This is a genomic window from Xanthomonas sp. 3498, from assembly GCF_014199795.1.
Lineage (GTDB): Bacteria > Pseudomonadota > Gammaproteobacteria > Xanthomonadales > Xanthomonadaceae > Xanthomonas_A > Xanthomonas_A rydalmerensis.
On the sequence record NZ_JACHOH010000001.1, the window covers coordinates 665,646 to 684,020 of the forward strand.

Annotated in this window: 13 protein-coding genes; 7 read left to right on the plus strand and 6 right to left on the minus strand. The window is 69.7% G+C overall.

What is annotated here, in order from left to right; all coding sequences use genetic code 11:
- The first annotated feature begins 40 nt into the window (after window positions 1-40).
- From GGR66_RS02685 to GGR66_RS02695, 3 genes are all read left to right on the plus strand, one after another.
- Window positions 41-703: a TetR/AcrR family transcriptional regulator gene (locus GGR66_RS02685; protein ID WP_184447110.1), complete on the plus strand. Its 663-nt coding sequence runs from the start codon at window positions 41-43 to the stop codon at window positions 701-703.
- Window positions 704-837: 134 nt separating this feature from the next.
- Entirely contained in the window at window positions 838-1,497 is a 660-nt protein-coding gene (locus GGR66_RS02690) for a protein-L-isoaspartate O-methyltransferase (RefSeq protein ID WP_160965272.1), read from the plus strand.
- An 18-nt stretch (window positions 1,498-1,515) separates the two neighbouring features.
- The gene (locus GGR66_RS02695) at window positions 1,516-2,883 is read left to right on the plus strand and encodes a TolC family outer membrane protein (RefSeq protein WP_160965270.1); all 1,368 of its coding nucleotides are present in this window, start codon (window positions 1,516-1,518) and stop codon (window positions 2,881-2,883) included.
- Between the two features lie 522 nt (window positions 2,884-3,405).
- On the opposite strand, the gene waaA is transcribed toward GGR66_RS02695, so the two are convergent.
- Window positions 3,406-4,725: a lipid IV(A) 3-deoxy-D-manno-octulosonic acid transferase gene (waaA, locus tag GGR66_RS02700; RefSeq protein WP_184447111.1), complete on the minus strand. Its 1,320-nt coding sequence runs from the start codon at window positions 4,723-4,725 to the stop codon at window positions 3,406-3,408.
- A gap of 102 nt (window positions 4,726-4,827) precedes the next feature.
- On the opposite strand from waaA, the gene GGR66_RS02705 reads away from it, so the two are divergent.
- Window positions 4,828-5,769: an LpxL/LpxP family Kdo(2)-lipid IV(A) lauroyl/palmitoleoyl acyltransferase gene (locus GGR66_RS02705; protein ID WP_184447112.1), complete on the plus strand. Its 942-nt coding sequence runs from the start codon at window positions 4,828-4,830 to the stop codon at window positions 5,767-5,769.
- A 4-nt stretch (window positions 5,770-5,773) separates the two neighbouring features.
- Here GGR66_RS02705 and GGR66_RS02710 read toward each other — a convergent pair whose 3' ends face one another.
- From GGR66_RS02710 to GGR66_RS02720, 3 genes are read right to left on the minus strand one after another with little or no spacing between them, the layout of a single operon-like run.
- Entirely contained in the window at window positions 5,774-7,129 is a 1,356-nt protein-coding gene (locus GGR66_RS02710; protein ID WP_184447113.1) for an O-antigen ligase, read from the minus strand.
- The gene (locus GGR66_RS02715; RefSeq protein ID WP_184447114.1) at window positions 7,110-8,222 is read right to left on the minus strand and encodes a glycosyltransferase family 4 protein; all 1,113 of its coding nucleotides are present in this window, start codon (window positions 8,220-8,222) and stop codon (window positions 7,110-7,112) included. Before GGR66_RS02715 ends, GGR66_RS02710 begins: the two co-directional genes overlap by 20 nt.
- Before the next feature lie 10 nt (window positions 8,223-8,232).
- Window positions 8,233-8,430, minus strand: coding sequence for a zinc-finger domain-containing protein (locus tag GGR66_RS02720; RefSeq protein WP_010344507.1), 198 nt, complete (start codon window positions 8,428-8,430; stop codon window positions 8,233-8,235).
- Between the two features lie 180 nt (window positions 8,431-8,610).
- Here GGR66_RS02720 and GGR66_RS02725 point away from each other — a divergent pair, with 180 nt between their 5' ends.
- The gene (locus GGR66_RS02725) at window positions 8,611-8,871 is read left to right on the plus strand and encodes a helix-turn-helix transcriptional regulator (RefSeq protein ID WP_225851569.1); all 261 of its coding nucleotides are present in this window, start codon (window positions 8,611-8,613) and stop codon (window positions 8,869-8,871) included.
- Window positions 8,872-9,332: 461 nt separating this feature from the next.
- Here the strand turns inward: GGR66_RS02725 and GGR66_RS02730 are convergent, their stop codons facing one another.
- On the minus strand, window positions 9,333-11,618 hold the full coding sequence (locus tag GGR66_RS02730; protein WP_048490875.1) for an NADP-dependent malic enzyme: 2,286 nt from the start codon (window positions 11,616-11,618) through the stop codon (window positions 9,333-9,335).
- 148 nt (window positions 11,619-11,766) lie between these two features.
- Window positions 11,767-13,131, minus strand: coding sequence for a dicarboxylate/amino acid:cation symporter (locus GGR66_RS02735; protein WP_160965258.1), 1,365 nt, complete (start codon window positions 13,129-13,131; stop codon window positions 11,767-11,769).
- 445 nt (window positions 13,132-13,576) lie between these two features.
- Here GGR66_RS02735 and GGR66_RS02740 point away from each other — a divergent pair, with 445 nt between their 5' ends.
- Entirely contained in the window at window positions 13,577-14,749 is a 1,173-nt protein-coding gene (locus GGR66_RS02740; RefSeq protein WP_160965256.1) for a porin, read from the plus strand.
- Between the two features lie 324 nt (window positions 14,750-15,073).
- A complete protein-coding gene (locus GGR66_RS02745; protein WP_184447115.1) occupies window positions 15,074-17,719 on the plus strand; it encodes a NahK/ErcS family hybrid sensor histidine kinase/response regulator in 2,646 nt (881 codons plus the stop codon).
- Window positions 17,720-18,375: the final 656 nt, after the last annotated feature.

Consider the following 18,375-nt stretch of genomic DNA (forward strand, 5'->3'; position numbering starts at 1 on the left):
CTAGTATAAATATCGAACCGACTGGTCTAGTATTGCCGCCATGGTCAGCAAATCGCCCGCCGTCTCCGCCAAATCCTCCTCGCGTCCCGCCGGGCCCGGCCGCCCCAAGGACATGGGCAAACGCGCCGCGATCCTGGAGGCGGCACGGGAGATGTTCACCGAACTGGGCTTCGGCGGCGTCAGCATGGACGGCATCGCCGCCCGCGCCGGCGTCTCCAAGCTCACCGTCTACAGCCACTACGGCGACAAGGAAACCCTGTTCGCCGAGGCGGTGCGCGCGCAATGCCAGGCGCTGCTGCCCGACGACCTGTTCGGGCACGCGCTGAAAGGGCCGCTGCGCACGCAGCTGGTGGAGATCGGCCTGGCCTTCTTCGCCATGATCAGCAGCGAGGCGGCGATGGCCACCCACCGCATGATGCTGACCCCCGGCACCGGCGACGACCACGTCCGCGAGATGTTCTGGAACGCCGGCCCCAAGCGCACCCAGCAGGACCTGGCGACGTTGTTGCAGGCCCACGTCGCCGCCGGCGAACTGGACATCGCCGACCTGAACCTGGCCGCCTCGCAGTTCTTCTGCCTGGTCAAGGGCGAGCTGTACTCGCTGATGATGTGCGGCCTGTGCCGCGATGCCGACCAGGACCGGATCCGCGCCCATGTCGAGGCCAGCATCGACTTCTTCCTGCGCGCCTATGCGCCGCGCTAGCCCGGCCGCGGCGCCGTCCGCCTACCCCGATGACTTCCGGCACTGCGCGCCGGGGCGCCCGGCAGCGATGCTGCGGCATACGCCCGGCCTCCGTGCCGGCTAAAATGCCCGGCCCTCCGCGTTGGATGCCCGAAATGACGATCGACTACTCCCAAGCCCGCGAAAAGATGGTGGAACAGCAGGTCCGTCCCTGGGACGTGCTGGACCTGCGCGTGCTCGACGTGCTGTCGCGGCTGCCGCGCGAGACCTTCGTGCCGCCGGCCCACCGCGCCGTGGCCTACGCCGACCTGGAAATTCCGCTGGGCCACGGCCAGTACATGATGAAGCCGGTCATCGAAGGCCGCATGCTGCAGGCCCTGGACCTGCAGCCGGGCGAGGACGTGCTGGAGATCGGCACCGGCAGCGGCTTCGTCAGCGCCTGCCTGGGCGAGCTCGGCCGCGAAGTGGTCAGCCTGGAGATCGAACCGGCCCTGGCCGCCGCTGCGCGCGCCAACCTGGATGCCGCCGGCCTGGGCAGCAACGTTCGCATCGAGACCGCCGACGCCTTCGCCTGGAACAGCGAGCGCCGCTTCGACGTGGTCTGCGTCACCGCCGCGGTCACCGAGATCCCGGCCCAGTTCCTGGCCTGGCTGCGCCCCGGCGGTCGCCTGTTCGCGATCCGCGGCCGCGCGCCGGTCATGGACGCGGTGCTGGTGCATGCCGAGGCCGGCGCGCCGCGCACGGAATCGCTGTTCGAAACCGACCTGGCGTACTACCTGCGAGGCGCAGCGCCAGTCCCCCAGTTCACATTCTGATCCATCAAGGAAGCCGCAATGATCCGCCGATCCCTCGTCCTGGCGCTGGCCGCCGCGCTGTCTCCGCTGGCTGCTAACGCCACGGACCTGCTGCAAGTCTACGAAATGGCCCGCAACAGCGACCCGCAGTTGGCCACCGCGGAATCGACCCGGCTGTACGACAAGGAAGGCGAGGTGCAGGCGCGCGCCGCCCTGCTGCCGCAGATCAACGGCAGCGCGTCGCTGCAGCGCAACCATAGCGAAGTCGAGCGCGGCGGCGGCGAACTGGCCGGCACCGGCAAGAGCCGCAGCTATGCCGTGCAGGGCCAGCAGACCCTGGTCAACTTCGCGCAGTTCTCCAACCTGCGTGCGCAGAAGGCGCGCAGCCTGGCCGCCGACTACACCCTGGACTCGGCCAACGACGACCTGATCGTGCGCACCTCGGCGGCCTACTTCAACGTGCTGGTGGCGATCGAATCGCTGGTCGCCGCCGAGACCAACGAAGCCGCCGCCAAGAAGCAGTTCGACTACGCCGACAAGCGCCTGGAAGTGGGCCTGGCGCCGATCACCGACGTGCACGAAGCGCGCGCCGAGTACGACCAGGCCCGCGCCGACACGATCACCGCGCGCAACTCGCTGCAGGACCTGTACCAGGCCTTGACCGAGATCACCGGTCAGCCGGTGCGCGACCTGCGCGGCCTGCCGGAGGACTTCCGCCCGCAGCTGCCGGCCACCGGCGGCGACATCGACAGCCTGATCGCCTCGGCGCTGGACAAGAACCCGTCGCTGCGTTCCTACCAGTACCAGGTGCAGGCAGCCGAAGCCAGCGTGTCGGCGGCGCGCGCCGGGCACCTGCCGACGCTGAGCCTGTCGGCCAGCGCCGGCCGCGACGCGAACTGGGGCGACAGCGTCTCCGGCAGCGGCAGCACGCCGCGCGCCGACAGCAACACCATCGGCCTGACCTTGAACATCCCGATCTTCGCCGGCGGCGCCACCCAGTCGGGCGTGCGCCAGGCCCTGGCGCAACGCGACATCGCCCAGGACACCTACGAACTGCAGAAGCGCGCGCTCGACCGCAACACCCGCAACGCCTACCAGACGGTGGTGGCCGGGATCAGCGAGATCGAGGCGCGGCGCCTGGCGGTGGTCTCGGCGCAGGCCGCGTTCGACGCCTCGCAGGTCGGCCTGGAAGTGGGCACCCGCACCGTGCTGGACGTGGTGCAGAACCAGCGCACCCTGTACCAGGCGCAGCTGGCCTACGCACAGGCGCGCTACAACTTCCTGCAGAACCGCCTGCTGCTGAGCCAGGCGCTCGGCTCGCTGGACGTGGCCGAGGTGCAGTCGATCAACGCGCTGCTGACCCAGAGCGCCGAATCCAAGCTCAACTCGGCCAACAGCACGCAGTAAGCGCACGCACACGCGCTTGCCGCCAGAACGGCGGGCCTTCGGGTCCGCCGTTTTTGTTTTGGGTAAGGCTTCGCGGAAGCTCCCCTGTGGGAGGGACTTCAGTCCCGACGCGCTGCGCGATGGGATGAGAGGGGCGGCGAGTGCCATGCGTCGCAACTTGAAGAGCACTTCGAGTAACGACGCATGTCATTCGTAGGAGCGGCTTCAGCCGCGACGAAGCGCTACCGCTAACGCCTCGTCGCGGCTGAAGCCGCTCCTACACCTGTGCGCATTGCACTGCGATATGCGCCATGCTGCGTCGAACCATCCTATGTGGCGCAGCGAACGCCATCCTGTGCAATGGCGCAATGATCCGGACGCTCCCAGTGGGAGTGACTTCAGTCCCGACGCGCTGCGCGGTGGACTGGACGGAATGGGCCCACGCAAAGTGTCATGCGTCGCGACTGAAGTCGCTCCCACAAGGGGGCTTCTGCCCGTCTGCAGGCACTCCTCCAGGCACGCACACCTCGACGCGCCGGTGCGCTACTCCTGCACACTCACGTCGTCCGCCAACGGCGGCAGATGCGGCGCGATCAGCTGCAGGGTCCGCTGCAATGCGCCGCGGCCGTTGGCGACCAGCGCGCAGCCGGCCTCGGCCATGCGCTTGCGCGCCTCGGCGTCGGCCAGCAGGCTCTGCAGCGCCGCGCACACGGCGCCGGCGTCCTCGCAGATGGCCACCGCGCCGGCTTCGCGCATGCGCCGCGAGATCTCGGAGAAGTTGTGCAGGTGCGGACCGGTAACCGACGGCGTACCGACCGCGGCCGGCTCCAGCAGATTGTGCCCGCCGATCGGCTGCAGGCTGCCACCGACGAAGGCCACCTGGGCGCAGGCGTAGAAGCCCATCAGCTCGCCCAGCGTGTCGATCACGAATACCGCATCGTCGGCGCCCGGCCACTGCTGCTGGCGGCGCGTGGCCACGCGCCAGCCCTGGTCGCGCGCCAGCGCCTCGACCTTGGCGAAGCGCTCCGGATGCCGCGGCGCCCACAGCAGCAGCAGGTCCGGCCACTGCCGACGCAGTTGCCGGTGCATCTCGATCACCGCCGCTTCCTCGCCATCGTGGGTGCTGGCGGCGATCCACACCGGACGCGTCGCCGGCACGCGCTCGCGGAACGCCGCGACAACGTCGGGCAGGTGCGCAGGCGCGGCGATATCGAACTTCAGGTTGCCCAGCGCACGCACCTGCTCGGCGCGCGCGCCCAGCGCCACGAAGCGCTCGGCATCCTCCTGCGATTGCGCCGCCACGCAGGTGACGGTGCGCAAGGCGCGCCCGATCAACGGCCGCAGCACCCGGTAGCCGCGCAGCGAACGCGCCGACAGCCGCGCATTGAGCACGTACACCGGAATGCCACGGTCGCGGCAGCCGAACAGCATGTTCGGCCACAGCTCGGTCTCCAGGATCAGCGCCAGGCTGGGGCGAAAATGCTGCAGGAAGCGGCCGACGCTGCCGGGCACGTCGTAGGGCAGATACACATGGTCCAGGGCGTCGCCCCACAGCGCGCGCACCCGCTCCGAGCCGGTCGGGGTGATGGTGGTGATCACCCAACGGATGTCCGGGCGCTGCGCGCGCAGCGCATTGACCACCGGCGCGGCGACGTTGACCTCGCCCACCGAGACCGCATGCAGCCACACCCGCGGGCGGCCGCACGCCTGCGCATACGAGGCGTAGCGCTCGTCCCAGCGCTGGAAGTACTGGCGCACGCGGAAACCGCGCCAGACCAGGTGGTAGACGGTGACCGGCAGCAGCAGATAGAGCACGGCCGAGTACAGGCCGCGCAGCAGCCGCTCGATGAAATCGTTGCGCATCCAGACAGCATAGCCGGTTGCACGCGGGCGGCGGCAGACGATCGGCATGCGCGCCACGGAAGCACCGACGCGGTCGTGCGCGTGCCCGGCTAAACTTGGCGCATGTCTGCCGCCCCTACTCCGCCCGCATCCGCCACCCGGGCCGCACCGCCACCGCGCTCGCCCCGCCACTGGCTCACCTGGCTGCTGCTCGGCCTGGCGGTGATCGCCGCGCGTCTGCCCTGGCTGTTGCAGCGCGCCCTGGGCCGCGGCATCGGCTGGCTGGCGCTGCGCCTGGCCGGTACCCGCCGCCATGCCGCCGAGGTGAACCTGAAACTGTGCTTCCCGGAGCAGAGCGAGGCCTGGCGCGAACGCCTGCTGCGCGACAGCTTCGATGCGCTGGGCGTGGGCGTGTTCGAGTTCGCCCGCGCCTGGTGGGGCGGGATCGGCGCGATTCGCCGGCGCACCCGCATCGAGGGCCTGGAACACCTGCAGGCGCTGCAGGCGCAGGGCCGTGGCGTGCTGCTGGTGTCCGGCCACTTCATGACCCTGGAGATCTGCGGCCGGCTGCTGTGCCAGTACGTGCCGCTGGCCGGGATGTACCGACGCCACCGCAATCCGGTGTTCGAATGGGCGGTCAAGCGCGGCCGCCTGCGCTACGCCACCGCCATGTTCGCCAACGAAGACCTGCGCGGCAGCGTGCGCCATCTCAAGCGCGGCGGCTTCCTGTGGTACGCCCCGGACCAGGACATGCGCGGCAAGGACACGGTGTTCGTGCCGTTCTTCGGCATGCCCGCGGCCACCATCACCGCCACCCATCAGTTGGCGCGGCTGACCGGCTGCGCGGTGGTGCCGTATTTCCACCGTCGCGAAGGCGCCGACTACGTGCTGCGCATCGCGCCGCCGCTGGAGCAGTTCCCGTCGGAGGACATGGTCGCCGACACCGCACGGGTCAACGCCGCCATCGAAGCGATGGTGCGCGAGGCGCCGGCGCAGTATCTTTGGATCCACCGCCGCTTCAAGCGCCAGCCCGGCGGCCGCAGCGACTTCTACGAGCGCAACTGAGCGCTCAGCGCGGCGCCGCGGCGTCGGCGCGTTCGCCCGGTTCTGGATCGTTTGCCAACAGGGCGCCGGCGTACAGGCCGATCAGCAGCATGGTCAGCCCGCCCCAGAACGACGAGTAGAAGGCCAGGTGGGTGTTGAACGGGAACACGGTGATCAACAAGGCCTGCATCGCCGGACGCGCCCGCTCGCGCGCCTGCGCCGACGCGTAGCGCCAGGCGCGCCATGCCTGTGCGGCACCGGCCAGCCACAGCAGCAGCCCGATCACCCCGGTCTCGGCGAGCACCTCGAGCACGATCTGGTGGGCATGGAAGGCCGGCTCGCGCCCCCATTCCCCGGCGTGAGTCGGATCCGGGTCACAACTGGCGTAGGCCTCGCGGAAGCCGCGCACGCCGACGCCGTTGACCGGATGCTGGCGGATCATGCACCAGGCCGCGGTCCAGATCTGTGCGCGCCCGGTCAGCGCCGCGTTGAGGTCGGCCGGATGTCCGCTGAGCACGCGCGCGGTGCGCTCAAAACGGTCGTGCACCTGCGGCGACACCACGCCCAGCACCCCGGCCACCAGCAGCGCGGCCACGCCCAGCGCGAGCAGCTTGCGCGCGCCGAGCAGGCGCCAGCCCGACAGCACCAGCAGCACCGCATAGGTGACCCATGACGCGCGCGAGCCCGCCAGCACCAGCACCACGCCCACTGCGCCCGCCGCGAGCAGCCAGCCCCAGGCGCCGCCGCGGCGCGCGGCCAGCCACAGCAGGAACGGCGACACGCTGGCCAGGACCTGGCCGAACTTCAGGTTGCACGGGCCGAACACGCCGCTGAGGCGATCGGCCAGGGCGATCTCCTGCGGCGTGCACAGGCCGTGGTGGCTGATCGCCCACTTCAGTTGGTCCATCGACCAGAACAGCGGGCTGGTACCGCACAGCGCCTGCGCCAGCGCATCCACCGTCCAGATCGCGGCGATCACCGCCAGGCCGTTGAAGGTGGTGCGGCGCCCGCGCGGCGTCGCCACCGCCATCGCCACCAGCCACAGGAACGGCAGGAAACGCAGGTCCACCGCCGATTCGCGCAGGGCCAGCGGCACGTCCACCGCGCCCAGCGCCGACAGCGGCTGCGGCAGCCAGTAGGTGAGGAACAGCAGCGTGGTCAGCGCCCAGGCCGGACCGCTGAGCAGGCGCGCGCCGCCGCGGAAGCGGCTGTGCAGCAGGCGTGCCAGGGTGACCAGGGCGCCCAGTGCCAGCACCCCGGCGGCCAGGCCCGGCGCCGGCCACAGCGCGACGAACACCAGCACCCAGACCGGCGCCCAGCGTTCGCGGACCTCGGGCAGGGGGGAAGCGGACAGGGAACCGTCAGGGCCGGAGTTCGTCATAGATCGCCAGAGTGCTGCGCTGCATCGTCTGCAGCGTATAGGGAAGCGTCGCCAGCGGCGCCGGCGGCTGCGCCAGCAGCGCGCGCGCGGTCGCCAGCAGGGCCGTGGCATCGAAGGTCGCCACTGCGCCGGCAGGCTGCAGTTGCGCCAGCAGTTCGCCGACCCCGCCGTGCGCCCAGCCCAGGACCGGCCGCCCCACCGCCAGCGCCTCGACCACGGTGCGGCCGAACGCCTCGGGCTTGCGCGAGAGCTGCAGCACCAGGTCGCTGGCGGCGTAGGCCTCGGCGATGCGCGCAGTCGGCGGCGTGAACGCCACCGCGTCGGCCACGCCAAGCGTCGCCGCCTCGGCTTCCAGTTCGCGGATGTAGGCCTCGCGCCCGGCCTCGCGCGCGCCGGGCAGCCACAGCCGCGCGTCGCTGCCCTCGCCGCGCAGCGACGCCAGCAGGCGCAGCGCGTCGGCGTGGCCCTTCAGGCGGGTGCCGCGCCCCGGCAGCAACAGCAGCGGCCCGTTCCCGGCCAGCACCGGCGCCTGGCTGGCCGCCCAGGCCCGCGCCTGCGCATCGGGCCAGGGACGGCGCGGGAACTGCGCCGGATCGATACCGCGCGGCACCACCCGCAGGCGCGCCGGGTCGGTCTGCGGATAGTGCTGCAGCACGTAGTCGCGCACGGTCTCGGACACGCAGATGACCCGCTCGCCGCGGGTCATCACCGCGCTGTAGCGGCTGGGCGAATTGAGCCCGTGCACGGTGGTGACCAGACGCGGGCGCTGCGCCGCCGGCATGCCCTGCAGCGCGCGCCAGCCCAACCAGGCCGGCAGCCGCGAGCGCGCGTGCACGATGTCGGCGCGCTCGCGCGCGAACAGGCGCCGCAGCGCCGGCACGTGGCGCAGGGTCAACAAGGATTTGCGGCCGATGTCCAGGGCGATGTGCTCGGCGCCGGTGGCGGCCAGCGCCGGCAGCAGCCGGCCGCCGGCCGAAACGACCACGGCGCGATGCCCGGCGTCGACCAGGGCCTGGGCGATTTCCAGCGTGGACCGCTCGACGCCGCCGGACTCCAGCGCCGGCAGCAGCTGCACCACGGTCAGGCGGTGCATCGAACCCGGATCAGTCGACCAGCACGAAGACCGCGCCGCAATACGGGCACTTGGCTTCCAGGCCCGGCTCGTCTTCGATCGGCAGGTAGACCCGCGGATGCGAGTTCCACAGCGCCATCTCCGGCGTCGGGCAGCTCAGCGGCAGGTCGGCGCGGCGCACCTCATAGCGCGTCTGGGCATTGGCGGGCGCGGTGGCGGTATGGCTCATGGCGGTGGGGACACGGCGAAAAGGACAGGCGATTCTAGCAGCCCGTCCCGGGCCAGGCGCAGGTCCCGGAGGCGACGGCAGCGGCGCCCTTTCACGCGCCTTTCTTATTCGCTTGATGCAGGGCGAACGCAGCACTATGCTGGTATCACGCGGCGCCAACATGCCGCTTTGAGGTGTCTCGTGGATATAGGTGTGCGTTTGATGCAGGCGCGGCGAAATGCCGGTTTCACACTGCGCGAGCTTGCCGCCTTGCTGGGCGTGGCGCATAGCACCCTGGGCCATTGGGAGAACAACCGTTCGGTCCCCAATGCCCGGCATTTGCTGAAGATCGCCGAACTTACCGGCGTCGATGCCTATGTGCTGCTGACTGGCAAGCCGTCCAAGCTGAACCAGACCGACAGCGACAGCCTGCCGTTGCCGGTAGGCAAGCGCATGGCCTGAGCGCGGCGCGGCGCCGTTGGCGCCGTCCCCGTGCGCGGCTCGACCCTGCGCAGCCCGCATGCCGGCTGCGCGTGATGACGCGAATGGCACTGCGTAACTTCCTGTCGCCCGCGTATGAAACCGTTTCCAGCCCCAACCTTTCGCTGACCCTGCCGCAAGCGGCGCGCCCGTTCCGCCACCCAGGCCGCTTTTGGCGCGGCTCCCCGCACTGACCCTTGCGCGATCGCCGCCCTTCCCTGCCGGCCATCCTGTCTGCTGCGACACCACGCCTTTCAGGCACAGCGCCGAACACGACCTCGCACCTCAGGATTGCGCGCAGCGCGTGACCGCCCTTCATCCGGGACATCGGGGTGGCAGCCTTTGCCGTCTGTGCCGTCTGCACGCTCCGGCAGTGCCGCGTAGCACGCGCAGCAACACCGGCGCCGCGGTCGCGCGGGCCGGTGCGGAAGCCGCGTGGCGGCTTACTTCTCCGCTTCGAGCTGCTTGCGGATCTGCGCGTCGACCGCGGCGATCGCGGTCATGTTCATCACCCGGCGCGAAGTGGCGCTGGTGGTGAGGATGTGCACCGCCTTGGAGATGCCCATCAGGATCGGGCCGATCGCCACGCCGTCGGTGAACACGCGCACCAGGTTGTAGGCGATGTTGGCCGCTTCCAGGTTCGGCAGCACGAACAGGTTGGCGCGGCCCTTCAGCGTGCTGTTGGGCATGATCTGCTTGCGCAGCGCCTCGTCCCACGCGGTGTCGCCCTGCATCTCGCCATCGATGTTGAGCTCGGGCTTGCGCTTGAGCAGCGCCTCGCGCACCTGGCGCATCTTCAGCGCATCGCGCGAATCGTGGCTGCCGAAATTGGAATGCGACAGCAGCGCGATGTTCGGCTCGATGCCGAACAGCTTCAGGCGATAGGCGGCCTGCAGCGTGGCTTCGACGATCTGCTCCACGCTCGGATCTTCCTGCACGTGGGTGTCGACGAAGAAGAACGCGCCCTGCTGGTTGATCACGCCGGTCATCGCCGAGGTCGAGCTGACCTTCGGCTCCAGCGGAATCACGCTGCGCGCGTAGCCGAGTTTCTTGTGGAAGCGGCCGACCACGCCGGTGAGCAGCGCATCGGCTTCGCCGCGCGCGACCATCACCGCCGCGATCAACGTCGGCCGCGAACGCATCAGCTCCTTGGCCGCGGTGACGGTGACGCCACGGCGCTCGGTCAGCGCGTGGTAGTACTGCCAGTAGTCGTTGAAGCGCGGATCGTCGTGGATGTTGGTGATCTCGAAATCCACGCCGGCGGTGATGCGCAGGCCCAGGCGCTGGATGCGCGCCTCGATCACGTCGGGGCGGCCGATCAGGATCGGGAACGCCAGGCCCTCGTCGATCACGCTCTGCACCGCGCGCAGCACCACTTCCTCTTCGCCCTCGGCGTAGACCACGCGCTGCTTGTCGGCACGCGCACGGTCGTACACCGGCTTCATCATCAGGCTGGTGCGGTAGACGAACTGGCTGAGCTTGTCGCGGTAGGCGGCCATGTCGGCGATCGGCCGGGTGGCCACGCCCGAATCCATCGCCGCCTGCGCCACCGCCGAGGACAGCTCGACCAGCAGGCGCGGATCCAGCGGCCGCGGGATCAGGTAGTCGGGACCGAAGCTCGGCGTCTCGCCGCCGTAGGCCGCACCGAGGTCGGAGGCCTCGCGCCGTGCCATCGCCGCGATCGCCTTGACGCAGGCGATCTTCATCTCCTCGTTGATGCCGGTGGCGCCGACGTCGATGGCGCCACGGAACAGGTAGGGGAAGCACAGCACGTTGTTGATCTGGTTCGGATAGTCCGAACGGCCGGTGCCGATGATCGCGTCCGGACGCACCGCCTTGGCCGCCTCCGGGGTGATCTCCGGATTCGGATTGGCCAGGGCGAAGATCACCGGCTGCGGCGCCATCGTCGCCACCATCTCCGGCTTGAGGATGCCGGCGGCCGACAGGCCGAGGAAGATGTCCGCGCCCTCGACGATCTCGGCCAGGGTGCGCTTGTCGGTGTCGCGGGCGTAGCGCGCCTTGTCCGGATCCAGGTCGGTACGTCCGGTGTGGATCACGCCGTCGCGGTCCAGCGCCAGGATGTTCTCCGGCTTCAGGCCCAGCGAGACCAGCATGTTGACGCAGGAGATGCCGGCCGCGCCCATGCCGGTGGTGGCCAGCTTGACCTCTTCGATCTTCTTGCCGGTGACCACCAGCGCGTTGAGCACGGCCGCGCCGACGATGATCGCGGTGCCGTGCTGGTCGTCGTGGAACACCGGGATGTTCATGCGCTCGCGCAGCTTGCGCTCGACGATGAAGCACTCCGGCGCCTTGATGTCTTCCAGGTTGATGCCGCCGAAGGTCGGCTCGAGGCTGGCGATGATGTCGACCAGCTTGTCCGGATCGTTCTCGTTGATCTCGATGTCGAACACGTCGATGCCGGCGAACTTCTGGAACAGCACGCCCTTGCCTTCCATCACCGGCTTGGACGCCAGCGGGCCGATGTTGCCCAGGCCCAGCACCGCGGTGCCGTTGCTGATCACCGCGACCAGATTGCCGCGCGCGGTCAGTTCGCTGGCCTGTTTCGGGTCGGCGACGATGGCTTCGCAGGCGAAGGCCACGCCCGGCGAATAGGCCAGGGAGAGGTCGCGCTGGGTCAGCATCGGCTTGGTCGCGGAGACCTTGATCTTGCCCGGCGGCTGCTGGCGGTGATAGTCGAGGGCGGCCTGTTTGAAATCGTCGTTTGACATCGAGGGCTTCTTTTGTCGAAAGGCGCGGAGGCCCGGAATTCTACCCCCAGCAGCAGGAGCGGTCCTGTCTGGCGGCTGTCGCGAGCGCCTTGGGCGCAGGGAAAATGCAACGCGCCGGCTGGGCCGGCGCGTCGTGTGGTGCAAGGGATCAGCGCGTGGCGAGCGGTTCGGCCGCCACCGCCGGCAGCGGCACGGGCTCGCCATCCAGTGCCAGGCGCAGGCGATCGCGATCGAGCGCATTCTCCCAGCGCGAGACCACCACGGTGGCCACTGCATTGCCCATGAAGTTGGTCAGCGAGCGGCACTCGCTCATGAAACGGTCCACGCCCAGGATCAGCGCCATGCCGGCCACCGGCACTTCCGGCACCACCGCCAGCGTCGCCGCCAGGGTGATGAAGCCGGCGCCGGTCACGCCGGCCGCGCCCTTGGAGCTGAGCATCGCCACCAGCAGCAGCGTGATCTGGTGGCCGAGGGTCAGCTCGGTGTTGGTGGCCTGGGCGATGAACAGCGCCGCCAGGGTCATGTAGATGTTGGTGCCGTCGAGGTTGAACGAGTAACCGGTGGGCACCACCAGGCCGACCACCGACTTTTCGCAACCGGCGCGCTCCATCTTCTCCATCAGCGACGGCAACGCCGATTCCGACGAGGACGTGCCCAGCACCAGCAACAATTCCGTCTTGAGGTAGCGGATCAGCTTGAAGATCGAAAAGCCGCACAGGTACGCCACGGCGCCGAGGATCACCACCACGAACAGCAACGAGGTGACGTAAAACGAACCCACCAGCCAGGCCAGCTGCACCAGCGAGTGCAGGCCGTGTTCGCCGATGGTGTAGGCGATCGCGCCGAGCGCGCCGATCGGCGCGGCCTTCATCAGGATGTGCACCAGCTTGAACACCGGCGCGATCAGCGCTTCCAGGAAGTTCAGCACCGGCTTGCCGCGCTCGCCGACCATGGCCAGCGACACGCCGAACAGCACGGCGACGAACAGCACCTGCAGCACGTTGGTACCGACCAGCTTGCCGTTGACCACCTGGTCGCCGGTGAACGCGCCGACCAGCGAGTTGGGGATGATGTCCATCAGGAAACCGACCAGGGTCAGTTCGTGCGACTTCTGCACGTAGCTGGCGACCTTGCTCTGGTCCAGCGTCGCCAGATTGACGTTCATGCCCGCGCCGGGCTGCACCACGTGCGCGACGATCATGCCCACCACCAGCGCCAGGGTGGAGAAGAACAGGAAGTACACCATCGCCTTGCCGAACACCCTACCCACTGTCTTCAGGTGGGTCATGCCGGCGATGCCGGTGACGATGGTCAGGAAGATCACCGGCGCGATGATCATCTTCACCAACTTGATGAAGGCGTCGGCCAGCGGCTTGAGCTGGGTGGCGAACTGCGGCTCCAGATGGCCGAGCACGGCGCCGATGACGATGGCCACCAGCACCTGGACGTAGGTATGCCGGTAGAACGGCACAGGCCGCGGCGCAGGCGTAGCCGGGGAAGTTGAGATGTGCATCGAAGACGCTCCGGGACGGTCCGCCCACCCGACGCGGGTCGCGGAATGCTGCCTTTGTACGCGGCGCCGGCGCCGAAGCAGATAACCTATTGGTACTAGGCCCGGTCGGCGGCCCCGGCGAGGCGGTTACAGTGTCCCCGCAGGCTCAGGGAAGGGCTGCGCGCAGCGCTGCATCTGATGGCCGCCCAGGCGGCCCGGAGCAGTGCCGCCGCTATCGCAGCGCGGTCTTCAGGGGGAGCCGCCGCCGCAGGACTGCAACATCGCCGTAAAGAACGGCCGGGCGCGTCCGCTATTGCATGCAGGGGGCATCACGTTCGGCACCGTGTCCGCACCGCAGCGGCGTCGCCGTTCGCGTGCGGCCCGCCACCGCACTGCCCGCGCCATCGCACCACCAAGCCCGGCCGGGGACTGCCGCGCCTTCATTCCTTACCGAGACGACTCCATCATGCGCCACACTCTTCTCTTCGCCGCGCTGGGCCTGACCGCTGCCGCTCCCGCCGTCGCTGCCAACAGCTTCGACGACTGGCCGACCAAGGTCGCCTTCAACGACGGTACCGAACTGGCCGTGACCGGCAACTACGCCTACGACTGGAACAACTTCTCCAACGACGACGGCCGCCTGGAGGACGACAACGCGTTCCGGCGCAAGGAGTTCGGCGCCACGCTGAAGAAGAAGGGCGTGTACGACGCGATGGTGTACTTCGACTTCGAGTCCAAGCTGTGGCTGGACGTGTTCTTCCGCTTCGAGACCAAGGCGCTGTTCGGCGCCGACTACGGCAAAGTGCGCCTGGGCTACATCAAGGTGCCGGTGGGCCTGGAAGGCGTGACCAGCTCGCGTGCGGACAGCTTCATGGAAGTCGCGCTGCCGGTGCAGGCGATCTACCAGGGCCGCCGCACCGGCGTGGAGTGGACCTTCGAGCGTCCGCAGTACCTGCTGCAGGCCGGCGCCTACGGCGGCAAGGACCTGCAGGGCGACAACCCCGGCACCACCCAGGCGGTGCGCGGCGTGTGGACCCCGTTCAAGGCCGACGGCGACGTGCTGCACCTGGGCCTGGCGTACTCGCAGGAAAATCCGCGCGGCTACCACAACGGCCTGGACGTGAGCTTCAGCCCGCGCGCGCGCTTCCGCGCGCGTCCGGAAGCCGGCCTGACCGACGTGCGCCTGATCGATTCGGGCACGCTGGTCGACGTCGACCAGGTGCGTCGCACCGGTCTGGAGGCGATCTGGATCAAGGGTCCGTTCTCGATGCAGGGCGAGGCGCTGCGCGCCGACGTGACCCGCGACAACGGCCGCCCCGACTACACCGCCGACGGCCAGTACGTGTTCGCCAGCTACGTGCTGACCGGCGAATCGCGGCCGTACAGCGCCGGCAACGTCGGCAACATCAAGCCGGCCAACGCCTATGGCGCGGTCGAACTGCTGGCGCGCTACAGCCGCCTGGACCTGGACGACGGCACGGTGCTCGGCGGCCGTCAGCACGACTGGACCCTGGGCGCCAACTGGTACCTGACCAGCCACTTCAAGTTCCAGGTCAACTACGTGCGCGCCGATGCCGAGCGCGCCGGCGTGCGCCTGAAGCCGAACTCGCTGGATGTCCGCGCCCAGGTCCAGTTCTGAGCCGGCGCACGTCGGCCGATCCAACGCGATCGGCCGGCATGCGTCCTGCGGTACCCGCCGCAGGGGCTGATCAACAAATCGCAACATGGGTCGTCGGCGATGCCGACGGCCCTTTTGCGATCTGACCTCGCCGCCCCGCAACATGCCCGCGGCACATCCACGGCGGCACGCACTGACGCGATCGCCAGCCAAGCCTGACCAGGCCGCTCCCTCCCGTTGGCGATCCGCAACATCGACCATCGCCGCCGCATGCCGCATGCCGCATGCCGCAAACGGCATCGCACCCTCTAAGCTGATGCGGCCCTAGTCGCCGCGTTCTTCCGCATGCCTTCGCTCCTGCGCCATCGCCGCCTTGTCCTGCTAGTGATCGTCATCGTCGGCGGCATGGTGCTGGCGATGCTGTCGGCGCAGCATGTCGCCGAACAGCGCGCGCTGCGCGCCGAGAGCGTGCAACTGCGCCAGCAGTTGGAGTTGTATGCGCAGACCCTGCAGCAGCGCATCGACCGCTACCGTACCCTGCCGCAGGTGCTGGCGCTGGATCCCGAACTGCGCGACGCCCTGACCCGCCCGCTCGACCCGGCGACGCAGCGGCAGTTGAACCTGAAGCTGGAGCGCGCCAACGACGTCACCCGCTCCTCGACCCTGACCCTGATCGACGCCGAGGGCGTGGCCCTGGCCGCCAGCAACTGGCGCCTGCGCAGCAGCAACGTCGGCGCCGACTACAGCTTCCGGCCCTATGTGAAACAGGCGCTGGCGCAGGGCAAGGGCCGCTTCTACGGCATCGGCGTGACCACCGGCGTGCCCGGCTACTTCCTGTCGGAGGCGATCGTGGATGCGCGCGGGCGCCCGCTCGGCGTGATCGCGATCAAGATCGAACTGGCCGCGCTGGAGCACGAATGGCTGCGCGTGCCCGACGTGGTGCTGGTCAGCGACGGCCACGGCGTGGTGTTCCTGGCCAGCCGCGACGTGTGGCGCTACCGCCAACTGCAGCCGCTCAGCGCGCACGAACGCGACGAACTGCTGGCTACCCGCCAGTACGCACAGCAGACGTTGCTGCCGGCGCGGCGGCGGGTGCTGAAAACGCTGGACGACGGCGGCCAGGTCATGCGCATCGACGCGCCGGCGCAGCCGGCACCGCTGCTGTGGCAGAGCATGGCGCTGCCGGAGAGCGGCTGGCGTCTGCACCTGCTGCACGACGTCGGCGGCAGCCGCGCGGCCGGCCGCGCCGCCGCGCTGGCCGCGGCCGGTATCTGGCTGGCGCTGTCGTTCCTGGGCCTGCTGTTCCAGCAGCGCCAGCGCCTGGCGCGGCTGCGCCAGCGCAGCCGGCGCGAACTGGAGTCGCTGCTGCAACAGCATGCGCAGGAACTGCGCACCGCCCAGGACGGCATCGTGCAGGCCGCGCAGCAGGCCGACACCGGCCTCAGCCGCAGCCTGGAGCACCTGCCGCAGGGTGTGGTGATCATCGATGCGCAATTGCGCCTTGTCGCCTGGAATTCGCGCTATCTGGAGATCTTCCGCTTCCCCCCGGAACTGATCCGGGTCGGCCGCCCGATCGAGGACGTGTTCCGCTACAACGCGCGCCGCGGCCTGCTCGGCCCCGGCCCGGTGGAAGCGGCGATCCAGCGCCGCCTGGATCACCTGCGTAGCGGCCGCCCGCACATGCGCGAGAGCGAGAAGGACGACGGCACGGTGCTGGAAATCCGCGGCAATCCGCTACCCGACGGCGGCTTCGTCACCAGCTACGCCGACATCACCAGCTACAAGAACGCCGCGCGCGAACTGCGCTCGCTGGCCGACGCGCTGGAGCACCGCGTCGCCGAACGCACCCGCGACCTGGCCGAGGCCAAGCGCGAGGCCGAAAACGCCAACCGCTACAAGACCCGCTTCGTGGCCTCGGCGGTGCACGACCTGCTGCAGCCGCTCAACGCCGCGCGCATGTTCGTCTCGGCGCTGCGCGGCAAGCTGCACGACGCCGACGCGCGGCAGATCGCCGATCACGTCGACAACGCGCTGGCGGCGCAGGACGCGATCCTCAACAGCCTGCTGGACATTTCGCGACTGGAGGCGGGCACGCTGAAGACGCAGGTGCAGGACCTGGCGCTGGACCCGCTGCTGCAGACCCTGGCGCGCGAGTTCGGCATCGTCGCCGAAGGCCGCGGGCTACGTCTGGACTACGTGCCGACCCACGCCACGGTGCGCAGCGATGCGACCCTGCTGCGGCGCATCCTGCAGAACTTCCTGTCCAATGCGGTGCGCTACACCCCGCGCGGGCGCGTGCTGCTGGGCTGCCGACGCGATGGCGCGCAGCTGCGCATCGAGGTCCACGACCAGGGGCCGGGCATTCCCGACGCCCTGCAGCAGGAGATTTTCGAGGAGTTCCGCCGGCTTGGCGACGGCGTCGCCAACGACCGCGGCGCCGGCCTCGGCCTGGCGATCGTGGAGCGTATCGGCCGTCTGCTCGGCCATCGCATCGGCCTGCGCTCGCAGTTGGGCCGCGGCAGCGTGTTCTCGGTGACCGTGCCGCTGGGCGATGCCGCCGCCGCGCAACGCCAGGCACCGGCGGCGATGGCCAGCGACAACGGCGACGACCCGATCCTGCACGGCTGCCGGGTGTGGTGCATCGACGACGACCCGCGGGTCTGCGAGGCCAGCCGCACCCTGCTGACGCGCTGGGCCTGCCAGGTGGAACTGGCCGCCGGCCCGGAACAGGCGCTGGCCGCCGCGCAGCCGGCGCAGGCACCGGAACTGGTGCTGCTGGACGTGCGCATGGGCGACAGCGACGGCCCGACCCTGTTCGCGCAGCTGTGCGCACGCTGGCAGGCCGAGCCGCGGGTGATCCTGATCACCGCCGAACCCGATCCGGCGCTGCGCAGCCTGGCGCAGGAACGCGACTGGGGCTTCCTGGCCAAACCGGTACGGCCCCCGGCCCTGCGCGCGCTGATGACGCAGATGCTGCTGCGGCGGGGTTGAGGTTGAGCCCCTCTCACACCAGGAGAGGGGTTGGGGTGAGGGTCCGGGGCGCAGCGCCACGCAAGATCTCGTGCAAAGTTGGCGAACCAAGCTCACCACCGCCCTTGCAATGAGGGATCGCTAGCCGCCGTACCCTCATCCGCCCCTGCGGGGCACCTTCTCCCGAGGGGAGAAGGGAAGCGCGCTAGCCCCTCTCCCACCGGGAGAGGGGTTGGGGTGAGGGTCCGGGGGCGCGCAGCGCCACGCAAGATCTCGTGCAAAGTTGGCGACCAAGCTCACCACTGCCCTTGCAATGCGGCAGCGCTAGCCGCCGTACCCTCATCCGCCCCTGCGGGGCACCTTCTCCCGGCGGGAGAAGGGAACAACCGGAGCCCCTCTCCCACCGGGAGAGGGGTTGGGGTGAGGGTACGGGGCGCGCAGCGCCACGCAAGACCTCATGCGCCATTGGCAACCAACCCCTTCACTGCCCTTGCAATGCGGCAGCGCTGGGCGCCGTACCCTCATCCGCCCCTGCGGGGCACCTTCTCCCGAGGGGAGAAGGGAAGCGCGCAAGCCCCTCTCCCCTCGGGAGAGGGGTTGGGGTGAGGGTACGGGGCGCGCAGCGCCACGCAAGACCTCATGCGCAGCTGGCGAACCAAGCTCATCACTGCCCTTGC

What these genes read in the sequence shown, in the direction of transcription:
- GGR66_RS02730 (WP_048490875.1), bottom strand. Translation starts at nt 11,618, where the DNA reads ATGTCAAACGACGATTTCAAACAGGCCGCCCTCGACTATCACCGCCAG.
- GGR66_RS02735 (WP_160965258.1), bottom strand. Translation starts at nt 13,131, where the DNA reads ATGCACATCTCAACTTCCCCGGCTACGCCTGCGCCGCGGCCTGTGCCG.
- GGR66_RS02745 (WP_184447115.1), top strand. Translation starts at nt 15,074, where the DNA reads ATGCCTTCGCTCCTGCGCCATCGCCGCCTTGTCCTGCTAGTGATCGTC.
- GGR66_RS02705 (WP_184447112.1), top strand. Translation starts at nt 4,828, where the DNA reads ATGTCTGCCGCCCCTACTCCGCCCGCATCCGCCACCCGGGCCGCACCG.
- GGR66_RS02715 (WP_184447114.1), bottom strand. Translation starts at nt 8,222, where the DNA reads ATGCACCGCCTGACCGTGGTGCAGCTGCTGCCGGCGCTGGAGTCCGGC.
- GGR66_RS02710 (WP_184447113.1), bottom strand. Translation starts at nt 7,129, where the DNA reads ATGACGAACTCCGGCCCTGACGGTTCCCTGTCCGCTTCCCCCCTGCCC.
- GGR66_RS02685 (WP_184447110.1), top strand. Translation starts at nt 41, where the DNA reads ATGGTCAGCAAATCGCCCGCCGTCTCCGCCAAATCCTCCTCGCGTCCC.
- GGR66_RS02695 (WP_160965270.1), top strand. Translation starts at nt 1,516, where the DNA reads ATGATCCGCCGATCCCTCGTCCTGGCGCTGGCCGCCGCGCTGTCTCCG.
- GGR66_RS02690 (WP_160965272.1), top strand. Translation starts at nt 838, where the DNA reads ATGACGATCGACTACTCCCAAGCCCGCGAAAAGATGGTGGAACAGCAG.
- waaA (WP_184447111.1), bottom strand. Translation starts at nt 4,725, where the DNA reads ATGCGCAACGATTTCATCGAGCGGCTGCTGCGCGGCCTGTACTCGGCC.
- GGR66_RS02740 (WP_160965256.1), top strand. Translation starts at nt 13,577, where the DNA reads ATGCGCCACACTCTTCTCTTCGCCGCGCTGGGCCTGACCGCTGCCGCT.
- GGR66_RS02720 (WP_010344507.1), bottom strand. Translation starts at nt 8,430, where the DNA reads ATGAGCCATACCGCCACCGCGCCCGCCAATGCCCAGACGCGCTATGAG.